The 14317-nt window shown below is 57.3% G+C and carries 9 protein-coding genes; 5 read left to right on the top strand and 4 right to left on the bottom strand.

The window, feature by feature from the left end; translation table 11 throughout:
* Both WA354_RS01565 and WA354_RS01560 read right to left on the bottom strand, forming a co-directional pair.
* A partial coding sequence (locus tag WA354_RS01565) for a hypothetical protein (protein WP_472811253.1) occupies nt 1-290 on the bottom strand: 290 nt, incomplete at its 3' end.
* 224 nt (nt 291-514) lie between these two features.
* On the bottom strand, nt 515-1696 hold the full coding sequence (locus tag WA354_RS01560) for a hypothetical protein (RefSeq protein WP_472811252.1): 1182 nt from the start codon (nt 1694-1696) through the stop codon (nt 515-517).
* Between the two features lie 259 nt (nt 1697-1955).
* Between WA354_RS01560 and WA354_RS01555 the strand changes: the two genes are divergently transcribed.
* Nucleotides 1956-2921 carry an IS1595 family transposase gene (locus WA354_RS01555; RefSeq protein WP_472811251.1) on the top strand — a complete coding sequence of 322 codons (966 nt, stop codon included), beginning with the start codon at nt 1956-1958 and terminating at the stop codon, nt 2919-2921.
* Nucleotides 2922-3319: 398 nt separating this feature from the next.
* On the opposite strand, the gene WA354_RS01550 is transcribed toward WA354_RS01555, so the two are convergent.
* On the bottom strand, nt 3320-5506 hold the full coding sequence (locus tag WA354_RS01550) for a carbohydrate binding family 9 domain-containing protein (protein WP_472811250.1): 2187 nt from the start codon (nt 5504-5506) through the stop codon (nt 3320-3322).
* Between the two features lie 768 nt (nt 5507-6274).
* Between WA354_RS01550 and WA354_RS01545 the strand changes: the two genes are divergently transcribed.
* On the top strand, nt 6275-8350 hold the full coding sequence (locus WA354_RS01545) for a putative bifunctional diguanylate cyclase/phosphodiesterase (protein ID WP_472811249.1): 2076 nt from the start codon (nt 6275-6277) through the stop codon (nt 8348-8350).
* 5 nt (nt 8351-8355) lie between these two features.
* On the opposite strand, the gene WA354_RS01540 is transcribed toward WA354_RS01545, so the two are convergent.
* Nucleotides 8356-8697, bottom strand: a complete 342-nt coding sequence (locus WA354_RS01540; RefSeq protein ID WP_472811248.1) for an STAS domain-containing protein — start codon at nt 8695-8697, stop codon at nt 8356-8358.
* A 134-nt stretch (nt 8698-8831) separates the two neighbouring features.
* On the opposite strand from WA354_RS01540, the gene WA354_RS01535 reads away from it, so the two are divergent.
* The 3 genes from WA354_RS01535 to WA354_RS01525 all read left to right on the top strand — a co-directional run.
* The gene (locus WA354_RS01535) at nt 8832-11228 is read left to right on the top strand and encodes a GAF domain-containing protein (RefSeq protein ID WP_472811247.1); all 2397 of its coding nucleotides are present in this window, start codon (nt 8832-8834) and stop codon (nt 11226-11228) included.
* A gap of 4 nt (nt 11229-11232) precedes the next feature.
* A complete protein-coding gene (locus WA354_RS01530; protein WP_472811246.1) occupies nt 11233-12180 on the top strand; it encodes an efflux RND transporter periplasmic adaptor subunit in 948 nt (315 codons plus the stop codon).
* Nucleotides 12177-14317 (top strand): hypothetical protein (locus tag WA354_RS01525; RefSeq protein ID WP_472811245.1); only part of this gene is annotated, 2141 nt, incomplete at its 3' end. The genes WA354_RS01530 and WA354_RS01525, both read left to right, overlap by 4 nt.

Below are 14317 nucleotides of genomic sequence, written 5' to 3'. Positions count from 1 at the left end.
TCTTCACGGTCGTTCTTTTGCTTGCGCACCCGCTTGGCCTTGATCTCTGCCGCATCGCCAACCCAGAGCTCGTGTCCCAACTCCGCAAGCAGACGTTCAAACCAGCGCGAGTGTCCCGTGGCTTCGATCCCCACGCGCACCTTCACTCTTTGCTCTTTCAACTTCCGGTAGAACCTCTCTGCTTCTCCATTGCTGTGCATCAACGGCTGTTCACCACACTCACCGCTTTCGGTATCTACCCACGCGATCTGCTGAAAACTCGGGTGATAATCACAACCAACTATCAACATGTTCGGCTCCTTTCTCCCGAGCCTTGGTCGTCAGCAACTGATGAAAGTGTAAGCCGCAACGAAGCAGACTTATAATGGTCCCACGCGTCCGGCTCCTTCCTCCTCGAGCCCTTGGTCAGTCAGCAACTGCCAACTGCGCTCAGGCTTGCGAAGGAGCCGACGCTTTTATGAAATCACTCTTCCCTTTGACGTTTCTTCGCCTGGCAATCGGCTTGTGCTTTCGATCAGCTTTCGGGCTTGTACCAGTCCGGGGAGGCGCCGACCGCAGCTTCAATCTCGTTCACCAGGGTACGGTCCAGGTCAGCGACAAGGGCGCCGAGATTTTCCACGATCTTCCGCCAATTCTCAGCATCGCCAATTGGATACTGCGCCTGTGCAACAGCTCTCGCTGTAGGCGGAATCGACACAGTCGCCTTCCAGCCCATTCCCCAAACCTTGTAGATGGCAAGCATTCTGTGACTCCAGGTGCCAACATCCACGTAGACCTCGACCGTGAAATTCGCCGGCGTACGGCGCTGCAAAGTAAAGCTTCCCGAACCTCCGCGGCAGCTATAGCCCATGGGCTTGAAGACGCGGTCCAGTTGGGGTTTCTTCGGCCCGGCATTGCTAACCGATTGCAGCTCGTGAGGAATCTCTGCTTGACCCGGCAGATCGTGGGGCAATCGCGCCTGCAACACAATTTCGGAAATGCGCTCGCGATAGCCCTTAGCGATTTGATGTACAGCGACCGCAGCTTCGGGATTGGAACTCGCGATCGCCACGCCGGAGGACAGTCGAACAGCTGGAACCGGGCCGGGCAACGGATTTTCCGCGAGCGGGGCCTGCACAGTCTTTCGAACCTTCCCACATGCCGCCATCACCGTTGCCACCGCTTTAGCCGGCATCGGCAGCTTTCGGTCTCCGAACTCGGCCTCAATCACCGTACACGCAGAGAGAGAACGATTGCGCCCATTGACCCACCACCTATCAATGAGCGACACGCCTGTGCGTAGTCCAGGCGGTGAGGTGAGTGTCGGAACAAGTTCCCCAAATTCCGACGCATGAAAATGAAAAGCGGCATTGCTGAACGGGTAGGAACGAGGAACTCCGGCGGCAATGGCTTGGAGCGTGGAGTATGGCACCGGCTCAAGCGCTCCAGCGGTGTCTGGCTGGTTTGTTATCCGTCGTGCACCAGTGAGGGCGGCAAGCTGCGGTTCTGTTTGTGTCAGGAATCGCTCCAGTTCTGGATGACGCTTGAGCACCCGATCAACAGCAGAAACGCCACCCAGAAGACCATCCCCCAGACTGAACCGGATTGCGGGCTCGCCCAGCCCCGCATCCAGAAATCCCTGGTGAACCCGGTTCATCATCTCCACCAGCGGTTCTTTACGGGTGGCGGCAAAAGTCGTGATCAGAGCTACGCGCATAGGGCGTGACACCAAGAACAAATCAAACAAATCTGAACTTCGGAATCCACATAGATTTGAACATGCCTCCCAGTTCCTGTCACTGAAGGCAGCCGCGATCTATAGGCTCGAAGAGGAGCGATCTGGATATATGGTGGACCACCCAGAAGTTGACTATATATTGGACAACGGCTCGCGCCGGGGTGTTGCTCAAGTAGAATGATTATCCCTTTGACACATGTATTATTTAGCGAGATGATGCATAAAGGCGAGGGATGCGATGAATCTTTACTCTCTGACGCGCCGGTTTCCAACGGAAAAGGCTGCACTGGATCACTTAGTCAGGACACGCTGGCCGAAGGGCGTTCGCTGCGTGGCGTGCGATCACAGTAAGTGCTGGCCGATCGATTCCACGAACAAGACCGGCGGGCCGCGGCGCTTGTTTCAGTGTGCTTCCTGCAAGTTCCAGTTCAGCGCAACAACCGGAACCTTATTTCATGATTCACATCTGCCTCTGACGAAATGGTTCGCCGCAATCTCTTTGATGAGCGATGCCAAGAAAGGCATTTCAGCCAGCCAGCTTGGACGCCACATCGGCATGACCTATAAGACGGCCTGGTATGTGGCTCACCGGATCCGCGAAGCCATGCGGGAAGCCAGAGACATTCAACTGGGAGATCCCGACACCACGGTGGAGATCGATGAAGCCTATATTGGCGGCCGCCTTCGCCATAAGGGCTCCAAGGTGGCCAAGGCCCATAAAACCATGGTGATTGGACTGGCCGAGCGCAACGGGCGGGTACATCTGGAATCGATGTCCAATCGCAAATTCGAGGCCATCAAGCCGGTGCTGGATGCCAAACTCGCCGAGGACACCAAGGAAGTTGTCACCGATGGCAATCCCACTTACAAGTGTCTCATCCCCAGAGAGAAACGCTCACGAGGAAATCACGCCAAGGAATTGGCGGAGCGCGTCTGGCGCAACTACGCAGACAGCCGAAAATGCGTTTTCACTCTTCAAGCGTGCCATCGTCGGCAACTATCACAAGCTCAGTCCCTGGCACCTGGGCCGCTACATGCGCGAGTTCTGCTGGAGGTACAACCGGCGCAGCATGCAGGCTTCGATCTTCGAGATGGCGCTGGCCAGCATGGTAAGTCGAACTCCATTACCGTACAAGAAGCTCGTTGCGGTTCTAAACACAAGCCAACTTACTTCTTGATCCTCGCGGCCTTGTGCCGCGCCTGAATCCTCGCGCTGATCTCAGACCGCGATAATGGCTTCGACCCCAACATCCGCCGCAGTATCTCGTCGAACCGCTTCTCCGCTGCTGTCTTACTGCTCATCACCACATATTACCCACTCACAGAACATGCGTGATCGGGATGATCATTCCAAGCAGGCAACAGTGCAACCGATCCCCGCTTGCCCAACGGCACAACTTTAGGAATTAAATCGACTCGATGCCCTTTAGCAAGCGCTAGGTTGTTTCAGACACCATCCGAAGAAGTGGTCGTTTACGACACTTCTGAAGCGATACCCTTTGGGAACTCAATCTGCGGCTTCCTTCCTACGGCTTAATTTGCTTCGGTTCTGACAGTGCTAATGGCCCGATCTTTCAAGGCTCGATTTGCGCTTGTGGCACATCAGAAGCGGAATAGATACGAGATCTTCACGAAGATTTGCTTGCCGGTATTCAGATAGTCGACGGATGTGGGGGGAACTGGCTCTGCCGGATTGCATGCCCCGTTTGGCTCGCGGTTGCAGAGCGACCTGTCGAGGTTTTGAATATTGTTGTTGTATCCGACGTAGACCACGGTCCCGGGATGAGGAAGCCAGGTGAACAGGGCCTGCGTCTGGATCTGTTTTGTCCGTTGCAGAGACGTTTCGGCGGGGTTGGCCAGCGTTGAGTCGTACTCCGCGATGACGCGGGCGGAAATGGAGCGCGTGAACTGATAGTTGATCTTGGTGCGAAAGACCTGGTTTTCATAGACGAACGCGCCATTGTCAGCCGCATGATCCCGGTCGAGCAGATAGGTATTGTCTGCTGTAAGCCGCCTGACAGGCTGAAGCGTGATCAGTGCCTGCACCAGCTCGGCATTCAGCAGGGATGGCACGCCTCCTGCGACGGGGTTGTAATTCACGTTGCCGGTGCGCAACCCGATGATGGTGAAGTTCAACTGCGACCAGGGTGCCCCGTGCACCACCGCTCCGCCAAAGTTCTCAGTGAAATTCACATTGTGATCGAGGGGATATCCGTCCTGCGGGCCAACGGTATCGGAGTTTTCGCCGACCTGCGGCGCAATTTGGAACTGACGCGGCAGGGTGATGTAAGGAGCGAAGGTGAAGTAGTGATAGAGACGGTTGCCCTGATGGTCCCACCCGACAAGCGAGAATCCGTCAATACCAGCGCTCTGAACCGAGCTCTTCTTCGGATACCAGATGTAAGTGGCGTGCGTTTGATTGCTGTAGAGATTGGTGGTGGGAATGAATCCGAGCTGCGTTTGAAAGCCGCTGCTGTAGTCCTTGAAGATGTTATCGAAATCGAAGGAATGCCCGGCGCGCTGGACTTCCAGCTGGCTGGCTGGCCCGGCAGAGTACGTGGGCGGATTCGCTGGGTCATTCGGCCCCTGGGTCGAGCTTGCGACCATTTGGCCGTTCGCCGTCCAGTTCTTGTTCAGATGTGCCGTGAAGTCTAGCCCGCCAACGCGATTCCATCCGCCTCCGAATTCCTGGTCGGTGTAGATGAGCCCGATGCTCGAGTTCTTTCCCAGGTCTTCTGAGATACGGCCTACGAAGTATTTGGCTCGCTCAAGATACAGCGGATTGTCCGGTGGATAGGTTTCGCCCGGTTCGCGATCGTCAATGGCGAAGAAGCCGAGGTTTGTGCCGCCGATTTTGCCGGTCAGCCGAATACCGTATTCGGGGTGCACGATATTGCGCGTATAGACGAGGTCGATCGGCGTGCTGAAGTAGTTGGCATTCTCCAGAAAGAAGGGTCTGAGCTCGGGAAAATACACGGGGTAGCGCTGGTTCACGGTGAACTGGGGCTGATCCGATTCCACATCGCTGAAATCAGGATTGATGGTCCCGTCGAGCACAATGCTGTCTTTGATGATGAGCTTGGCTTCCCCCCCGCCCGTGCCTTCCAGAGCTCGTGAGCTCCAATAGGGGTTCAGCGGATCGATATTGATCAGTTCCTTTTCGTTCTGGCCGAGCGCATAGGGATTGAGTTGCAGGTTGTGGGAACCCGTGACTCCTTCAATCCCGTGCATGGTGGCCTCCTGGCTTAGTACGCCGGAGGTCCTTGTCGAAACAATGGGCCAGAAATCCATTTCGCTGTTGCGCGGAAGATTGCGGGAGAAGACCACACCCCAGTCCGATGCGGTGGTGCGAAACCGAAGGCTGCGGAATGGAATCGCAATCAACGCGATCCAGCCACTGGAAGTTATGCGTGCCTCGGAGTCCCAGACCTGGTCGTAGCTATAGTCCGAATCGCTGGTGTAGTCCACGCTCGAGGTATCAGTCCAGGCGGCATCGGCCTGCACGCCTGCCGGATTGACGGAAAAGAGCACCCCCCTCCGCCGGTCCTGGAAGGGATCAAGCAGCACGGAAACGGTGTCGTCGCCGGCGATGTTCTCCCGGCGGGAGAGGTGGCTGCGAATCGCACCGGGGCGGTCATCGTGACAGATGAACACGAAGTAGAGGGTTGACTTGGTATGGGCCACCCAGACATCGGTTTGCTGCGTGGCGGGTTCGCCGTCGTTCGGCGCGTTTTGAATGAATCCCGTTATCTTCGCCAGCCGGTCTTTCAGTCCCGGACTCGGTTTCATGCCGGAAAAATCTGAGAGACGCAGTGGTTCCGTGATGAGCGGAATCTTGAAATCGGCTGGTGGGGCTTCCTTGGGAACCTGGGGAGAGACCGCAGTCGGCTTGCTGTTTTGAGCGAGAGAACACCGCCAGCCGATCAAAAGTACGCACAGAAGTAATCCAGGAAGGAGTGCCCTGAAGCGTCTGCAGTACCTATCGCGCTTTGTTACGTCCCCAGAAAAGCCATATCTGGATGGCTCTTTAACAAGGATCATTCAAGAGTCCCGATGACAAGTGCTTCGCGGATGCATCAAGTTCACACCGAAGTGTTATTTGCGTGCCTCAGCGAATTTCTTTCGTTCCAACTGAATACTTCAGGGCGATCAGCAGGTCTTTCGGACGACAGCAAACCGGAAACGTGTCTGAAATTCAGGCAATCGAACCAGTGCATAAATTGGGCAGGTAAATTCATGCGTATTATATATTTATTCCATCGGATCACACCGCTTTCTTGCCTCGAGTTATGGGGAACCATGTTTGGCATTGTTTCTGGCCAGTGGTTTAACTCAGGTGCAGGAGAGGTGGGGTACAGCGTAAGAGATAAGGCAGTCATACCGCCCACCATACGTCGCCCCTGACGCAAAGGAGTGCGGTTGTGTGATTACGGTGGTGCTTGCATCAGGTGACGATTTGCTCGGTTTTTCCTGGATTGGGTTGGGGTCAAGTCATTGAAAACAAGTTCACGAGCTATACAATTCGAGCACATTAGCTTTTCAGAACGGCAAGCCTCAATGTCCGATAAGCCTACTTTAGAGAGCCGGAGTTTCCCTGAGCAGGCTACGGTGGGAATTGTTCACGCCACCCCGGAGGGCCATATCCTCCGCTGCAACGCAGAGTTTGCTGAAATCATCGGCTACCCGCGCGAAGAAGTCCGCGGCCTGATGATCCAGGAGATCACGCCGGACGAGGATGGCGCGCAGTGCCTCACTGCGTTTCAGAGGCTATGGACCGGAGCCAGCGACGCCCTGAGTCTCGAAATCCGGCTGATCCGCAAAGAGGGAACTGTGACGTGGGCCAAGCTGACCGTATCGCTTCTGCGCGATCGCGAGGGCTGGCCTTCTCACCTGTTGGCACATGTCGAAGCCATTCATGACCGCAAGAGCGCGGAGAGCGCATTGACCACCTCCGCTCCTGAGGCCGCGCCGGCGAAGGAAGACCGCTTTCGAACCCTGTTCGAGACGAGTCCGGATGGAGTATTGATTGCACGCGGTGAGGACGGCAAAGTTGTCGAGGTCAATCAAGCCCTGCTTGACACCCTGCAATTCAGCCGCGAAGAGGTGATCGGCCGTACCTCTCTGGAACTGGATATCTGGGCGGATGAGGACGACAGCCTCAGGGTGGCCGATGGGCTGCATGAACGAGGAGGCTGCCGCGACCTGGAGGTCCGGCTGCGGCGCAAGAACGGCGAGGTCTTCTGGGGTCAGCTTTCAGCTTCTTATGCCGATTTTGACGGCGAATCCTGCGTCATCTCCTATATCCGCGATGTTTCGGCCGCCAAGGCCGACGAGGAGAAGATTCGCAACCTGGCCTTCTACGACACGCTGACCGGATTGCCAAATCGCCGTCTGCTGTGGGAGCGGCTGCGCCAGGCCCTCATCTCGAGCATACGAAGCGGCAGCAAGCATGCCTTGCTGTTCGTTGACCTCGATGGATTCAAGTCACTGAACGACACGCTGGGCCATCACATCGGCGATCTGCTGCTGCAGGAGACGGCGCGCCGGATCGCTGGTTGCGTTCGCGAAGTGGATACCGTCGCACGGCTGGGCGGCGACGAGTTCGTCATCATTCTCGAGGACCTGAGCCAGGTGGCGGAAATTGCCGCCGCCCAGGCACGCACCGTGGGTGGAAAGATTCTGGCCGCGATTGACCAGCCCTTTTTGCTCGAAGGGCGCGAGTGCCACACCACTTCAAGCATGGGGATCACCGTATTCGGCAACCAGAGCGAGAGTACCAACGAGGTGCTGCAGCAGGCGGACATCGCGATGTACCAGGCCAAGGCCGCGGGACGGAACGCGATGTTCTTCTTTGCGCCGGCGTTGCAGGCGTCGGTGAACGCGCGCGTCGCCCTTGAGAGGGATCTGCGAGCGGCAATCCGCGCCAATCAGTTTTCGCTGTATTACCAGCCACAGTTGGATCGCGGCCTGTTAACGGGCGCTGAAGCGCTGATTCGGTGGAACCACCCGACGCGCGGACTTGTGACACCGGAGGAATTCGTTCCCCTTGCAGAAGAAACAGGACTGATCTTTCCCCTGGGCAGTTGGGTCCTGGAAACCGCCTGCAATCAGATTGCGGCATGGGCAGCACGCAAAGAGGGCGCGCATCTGTCGATCGCGGTGAATGTTAGCGCACGCGAGTTCCGTCAGCCAAAGTTTGTGGATCACGTATTAGCCGCCCTCGAACGAACCGGCGCCAACCCCAACAACCTGAAGATCGAGCTGAGCGAAAGCATGTTCGGCGAAAACGTCGAGGACGTAATCGCAAGAATGACCAAGCTGAAAGCGCACGGGGTGCGATTCTCGCTGGAGGACTTTGGAACAGGCTATTCGTCGATGACGTATCTGAAGCGCCTGCCGCTGGACCAGATCAAAATCGAACGCGCGTTCGTGAACGACATCCTGAAGGACCCGATAAGCGGTGCGGTAGCGCAGGCCATCATTTCCTTTGGCAAGGCCATGGGCCTGTCGGTTATCGCCGAAGGCGTGGAAACAGAGGAGCAGCGCGCCTTCCTGGCGAAGCTGGGCTGCCATTCATTCCAGGGATATCTCTTCAGCCATCCATTGCCTCTCGGCGAATTCAGCGAGAACTGAACCTCTCAGGCGCCGCATGCGGCGACGGCATCAGTCTCGGAATCATAGACGCCGAAGAGCGGTAAGATGCCAACCATCTTGAATGTTTTGGAAACGAACGACGAGGGGTTGATCAGTTTGACTGTGCCACCAAGTTTGTTGGCTTGGCGAAGCGCGTTGACAACAGAACCGATCCCGGAGGAATCGATGTAGGGAAGGGCTTCAAGATCGAGAACCAGGAAAATATGTCCGCTGGCCAGGGTTTGCTGAAACGCAGTTTCAAACTGACTGACAGCCTCTCCGCTAGTCAGACGGCCTTTCAATTTGAGCACGCAAACAGCGCCAGATTCTTTGATATCCAGGTCCACAGCTCCCCATTCTTCAAGCGAATTTTTGCTTTACACCGAGATTGAGACTTGTTAATCTCCAACCTCAACTACCTGAGAATTAATAGCGCAACTTCCCTTGTCAAGAAGAGTTTTGCCGGATTATCCGAAACCCAATGATCTCTCCAGTAAATGACGCTGCTCTCGAAGTCGGTGCGCAGCTTCTTGCCGCGCCGGACGCGGTCATGCGGGCTTCAGTACTTGCGGCGGCCATTGTTGCGCAACTGCAAAACTGTGCATGCGCGGTTCACAGATTCAATAGTGAGGATCTTGAGAACGCTTGGACCGTGATCGGCCTCGCCGGAGACGTGTCACCACAACCGGCGTCGACGGGATCCGGCAACCGGCTAATGGCCCCGTTGGTTCTTGAGTCGCCTGAGACGCTGATTTATGCGGGCGCGGAAATTCTGCGTGAGGACTACTCGCATCTACAGATCTCCCGATCTGTCTCGTCGATCGCATACATTCCCTTGCTCCAGGGAGAAGAACTGATCGGAGCGGCGGAGATCCTTACCTTCTCCGGAACTCCGAGGCTGCAGGACCTGCAGGCGATTGCGCAGATAGTCCAGCTGGGTTCAACAGCAATTCTCGCGTCCGAAAGCAGCGAGGCACAGCGGCAGGATCTGCTTGATTCCGTGCACCGGATGTCGCAGCTCTACGACCTTGAGAAATCTCTCAACGCAACGCTCGAGTTGGAAGCAGTCACGGCTCTAATACCCGTGAAGGCAGCAGCGATGTTGCCATGCCAGGCGATTCATCTTTGGATGTTTGACGGGGATATTCTGCGCCTGGTTTCGACGCACGGAGATGACTCCACTGTTGAAACGGGCATGACGCAGGTGCCAGGCGAAGGCTACGTGGCAGATATGGCCGAAGAGGGCGAAGCGCTGCTGATCGCCGATGCCAAAGACGAGCGACTGACCTCACGCAATGCCCACCTGGATCCCGACTTGGACGCAACACCGGTGACCAATGCGCTCGTGGTTCCGTTGATGCAGGACGAAGCAGAGATAGGCGTGCTGGAGGCCATCAACAAAGAAGATGGCGTATTCGACGACGACGATCAATTCCTGATGATGTCGATGGCGGAGACCATCGCCAACGCGCTCAAGAATGCGAGCCTGATGCATGCCGAGCGGAAGCTGGAGATCCTGAAGGCGCTGGTGCATGTGAGCGGCGAGATCACCTCGACGCTGCGCCTCGATCGCCTGCTGGGAATCATCGCCAACAGCCCGCAGCATGTTCTCCCTTACGAGCGTTGCGCCATTGCACTCGATCAGCGCGGGAAGCTGCAACTGAAGGCTGTGTCGGGCATGGCAACGCTGCCGCTGGGCGACATTACCGTGGAGCGGCTGAATCAGTTGATGCGATGGCTCGCCTCACAAACGGAACTGGTGCATCTGCGTAAAGCGGACGATAACGGCGAGCACCAGGAGATTCCGGGGCCGGTTGCAGAGTACTTTGCCGCCACGGGCTATCGCGCCGTTTACGCCATGCCGCTGGCCGACGACCAGGGTCGGGTTGGCATGCTGATTTACGAGAGCAGCGACGTAGATTTTCTCGACGTACCGCACATCGAGATGATCAAGATCCTGGCGGCCCAGGCTACAGTTGCCATTCGCAATGCGATGCTCTATCGCGACGTGCCGCTGATCAGCTTGATCGAGCCGATGATGAAAAAGAAGCAGGTGCTGCTGAACGACCGGCGGACCCGATGGATGACCTTCGGCGTCTTGTTCGGATGCGCGCTGCTTCTGTGCTTTTTGCCCCTGCCGATGCGCATTACTGGAGACGCCGTGGTGGCGCCCCAGCACCTGGTGACGATTGCCGCGCCCGTAGATGGCAACATCACATCGGTTTACGCACACGAAGGACAGCGCGTGGCACAGGGTGACGTGCTGGGTGCGATGAACGACTGGCAGTGGCGCGCCGAGCTTGCATCGACTGAAGCGAAATACCAGCAGGCGATGCTGGTGATGCAGAATGATCTTGCGCGCGGCGCAGCACAGTCGGGCGCCGACCGCGAACAGGCGGAGTTTTTGCACGCGGAAGTCGTTCGTGCCCGCACCCGGGTCGATGACGCGAAGCTGCGTTCGCCGATTGACGGCATCGTAGTGACGCCGGATTTGCAAAACGTCGCAGGCAAACACCTGGATGCCGGCAATGCCTTCGCACAAGTGCTGGATCTCTCCTCTGCGCTCCTGCAGATTTCAATTCCCGAACAGGATACGGTGTTGATGAGTGCGGGCGAGCGTGTTGCCATCAAACTCGACAGTTATCCCCAACGGACGTGGCGCGGAGCGGTGTCAGTGGTGAGTCCGGAGGCGAAGGCCGGAGACGGCGATCGGACGTTTACCGCTGAAGTTCCGCTCTCGAACGCAGACGCAACCTTGCGTGCCGGAATGACCGGCCGGGCGAAGATTTCTCTCGGTTGGAAACCCGCCGGATATGTGCTGCTGCGGCGTCCGGCATTGTGGGCCTGGCAAATACTTTGGAATTGGATTGGGTGGTAGACGTATGGCAAACGCATTTCGCCGCCGGGTTCGCTTACATTGGTCGGTCGCGATTACGGCTGCCGCGATGGCGTTTTTCTGCGCTGGTTGCGATTCCCATCCCGCGGCGGTAGACGCAAGCGCCGCCGCGCCCTCGGCGAGTGTTCCGGCGCCGAAAGCTGCTCCCGAAGCTGGGACTGTTCCCCTTTCGGAAGCTGTGGACCCGAAATCATTTTCGACCAGCGGTCCATTGGTTGCCGAGCAACAGGCAGACATCGCCGCAGAACGAAACGGCCGGATCGTAAGCATCGATGTCCGTATCGGCGATCATGTGAAAACAGGCCAGCTTCTCGCCCAGCTCGACGATCGCACTCTGCGGTCGGCGTGCGAATCGCAGCGGGCGCGGATGGCGTCGGTCCAGGCGCAGCTTCTTGAATGGCAATCCGAGCAACAGACGGCGGAGGCCGATTTGCGCCGCGCTGAAGCTATGCGTGATGCAAAGATCATCAGCGAAGAAAATTGGGAGCACGCGAAATATCGTGTCGACGAAACGATTGCCGAGGTCACACGCTTCCGGGAAGAGGCGGCTGCCGCTGATGCCGACCTGGGCACCGCCAAGCTGCAACTGGAGCAATCGCGGATTGTGGCGCCGTTTGCAGGCGTCGTGGGGCGCAGTTCTGTACGTCCCGCCCAGGAGGTAAAGCCCGGAGATGTGCTCTTCTGGATCACCGCTGAAGCGCCTCTGCAGGTGCTGTTTACCGTGCCCGAAACCGCGATGGGGGCTTTCATTACAGGGAAGCCGCTGGAACTGACGACGGCCGATTATCCCGGGCTCCATCAACCGGGGCGCATCGTGCGCGTGAGTCCGGTGGTTGACCCTGCCAGCGGCAGCATCCAGGTGATTGGCGGCGTGGTTCATCCGTCGCCGCTGCTCAAGCCGGGAATGACCATGCAGGTGCGGCTGGCGCCATGAATCTTGCCGAAGCTCTCGATGCGGCACTTCCTGAGATCCCGCGGGAGCGACTGTCACGCAGTCGCCCGCCGCAACTCGACCCCGACCTGGTCACCCACGAAACAGTCCTCGATGACGAACCGGTGATCGGAGTTCTACAGCGAGGGAGGAACAACTACTATCGCTTTAGCCCGGCACAGTGGGAGCTCGCGCGGTTGTTCGATGGCCAGAGGTCGTACGAAGAGGTCGCCGAGATTTATTCGAGTCAGATCGGGACTGCCGTTGGGACCGAGCAAATTCGAGAGTTTGCCGAACAGTTGGATGACGCCGGCCTCACATATGAGACGCACCTGGAAAAAAACCTGGCCATGCGCGACAAGCTCCTGGCCCAGCGCGGAAGGCGCTCAGAATCAAAGATCAACTTCGCGCACATCAGTTTTTCGGCCTGGGATCCGGATCGCTATCTTGACTGGCTTGATGGAGCAGCGGGCCACTTTATTTACAGCCGCTGGTGCGTACTGACCGCCCTGCTTCTGTTTGCATTTGAAGCTCTGGTCGTGGTTAACAATTGGCATTCCATAGGGCCGGATACAGCGTTGTTCTTCAACTTCGGACAGAAGAGCTTTGTCGAATTCGCGCGGTTCTGGGTTCTGATCCTGATCGTGGGGTTTATGCATGAAAGTGCGCATGGGCTTACCTGCAAGCACTACGGCGGGCAAGTCCACAGCATGGGGCTTATGTTCCTGTACCTTGTGCCCTGCTTCTTTGTAGACGTGACGGAGAGCTGGGTCTCCGGGACAAAGGTGCAGCGGGTCGCAACCATCATTGCCGGGATCTGGATTGAACTGGTGCTATGTGCGATTGCAATGATTTTCTGGCTGCAGGCGCCGGCAGGAGGATGGTTCCACAGTCTCATGTATGAGTTCATTCTGCTGACGGGATTCGCTGCCGTGGTCATCAACCTCAACCCGCTGATCAAGCTGGATGGCTATTATCTGCTCACCGAGATCATCGAGATCCCCGATCTGAAGGAACGATCCACGGCGTTCTTGTCGAACTGGGTGCAGGCCAAAGTGCTGCGCCTGCCGGTCGATGTCCCGGTTGTGCCGCGCCGGCGCGTCGCTCTCTTTACGATTTACTGCATCGCATCCGGGCTCTACAGCTATACCCTGCTTTTCATCGTTGTTCGTTTTTCCTACAGGCTCGGGTCGCGATGGTTCGCGGAATGGGCCATTCTTCCTGCGCTCGCTCTGGCCTTTGTGTTGTATCGCTCCCGATTGCGCTCGCTACGCCGTGTGATGACGGAAAGCTGGGAACGGAATATCAAATCACAATTCCGGTGGCGACCTGTCTATGCCCTGTCGGTGCTCGGGTTGATTGCCCTGCTTTTTGTCCCCCTTTGGCGCGACCGGGAGGACGCTTTTTTTGTGATTGAGCCTGTGGAATCGCACACAATTTGCGCGGCGATCCCGGGGCGGATTGACGCCGTTCTCGTGAAAGAGGGCCAGAAGGTCCGTGCCGGAGAAGCCTTGATTCACATGACTAGCTATGCGGCGGCAGCGATGCGATCCGCCGCGCTCGCAGAAACCAGGAATGCTCGATTCAAGACATTTGATTCGCAGATTCAGGGGCAAAGCATTGGAACCGCGGCCGCTCAGCAGGTCGCTGCACGGAGGATGACTGGCCTTGCCAACGAGGCACAATCGTCGCTTGATCTCACGTCCCCAGCCGATGGCACGGTAGTGAGTGAGAATCCTGCGCTGCTTCTGGATCAGGATGTTGGATACGGACAACCGCTGCTGCGAATTGCAGACGAAGCAAGAGTGGTTCGCGTCTTCATCCCGGCGCCGGCGTTAAATCGAATTTCTCCGAATTCGGAAGTAGCGCTTGCGCTGCCCGGTAAGTTTTCACTGCTTCGTTTGAAACTGCCAGCGCCGGCTGGGGAGCCCAATATCCTCCCAGCCGGCCTGGTTGCAACTGAGAAATACCAAGGCATTAAGCTTCCGGTCTTTTACAACGCGCTGATTCCGATGCCAGCGACCGGAGGGGAACCCATGTACGGTCTTTCGGGGAGGGCCATGATTTTCGGGGTTCGCCGGAGTCTTGCTGGCCGTATCGCGAATGCCGTTGCAAATCTCGTGAAAGCTCACATTTGGTG

This window comes from Occallatibacter sp. (assembly GCF_049802275.1).
GTDB lineage: Bacteria > Acidobacteriota > Terriglobia > Terriglobales > Acidobacteriaceae > Telmatobacter.
This window is presented reverse-complemented; position numbering and strand designations above follow the sequence as displayed.

Coding starts and splice junctions, on each gene's coding strand:
- WA354_RS01560 (WP_472811252.1), bottom strand. CDS start 1,696: ATGCGCGTAGCTCTGATCACGACTTTTGCCGCCACCCGTAAAGAACCG.
- WA354_RS01555 (WP_472811251.1), top strand. CDS start 1,956: ATGAATCTTTACTCTCTGACGCGCCGGTTTCCAACGGAAAAGGCTGCA.
- WA354_RS01550 (WP_472811250.1), bottom strand. CDS start 5,506: ATGAAACCGAGTCCGGGACTGAAAGACCGGCTGGCGAAGATAACGGGA.
- WA354_RS01545 (WP_472811249.1), top strand. CDS start 6,275: ATGTCCGATAAGCCTACTTTAGAGAGCCGGAGTTTCCCTGAGCAGGCT.
- WA354_RS01535 (WP_472811247.1), top strand. CDS start 8,832: ATGATCTCTCCAGTAAATGACGCTGCTCTCGAAGTCGGTGCGCAGCTT.
- WA354_RS01530 (WP_472811246.1), top strand. CDS start 11,233: ATGGCAAACGCATTTCGCCGCCGGGTTCGCTTACATTGGTCGGTCGCG.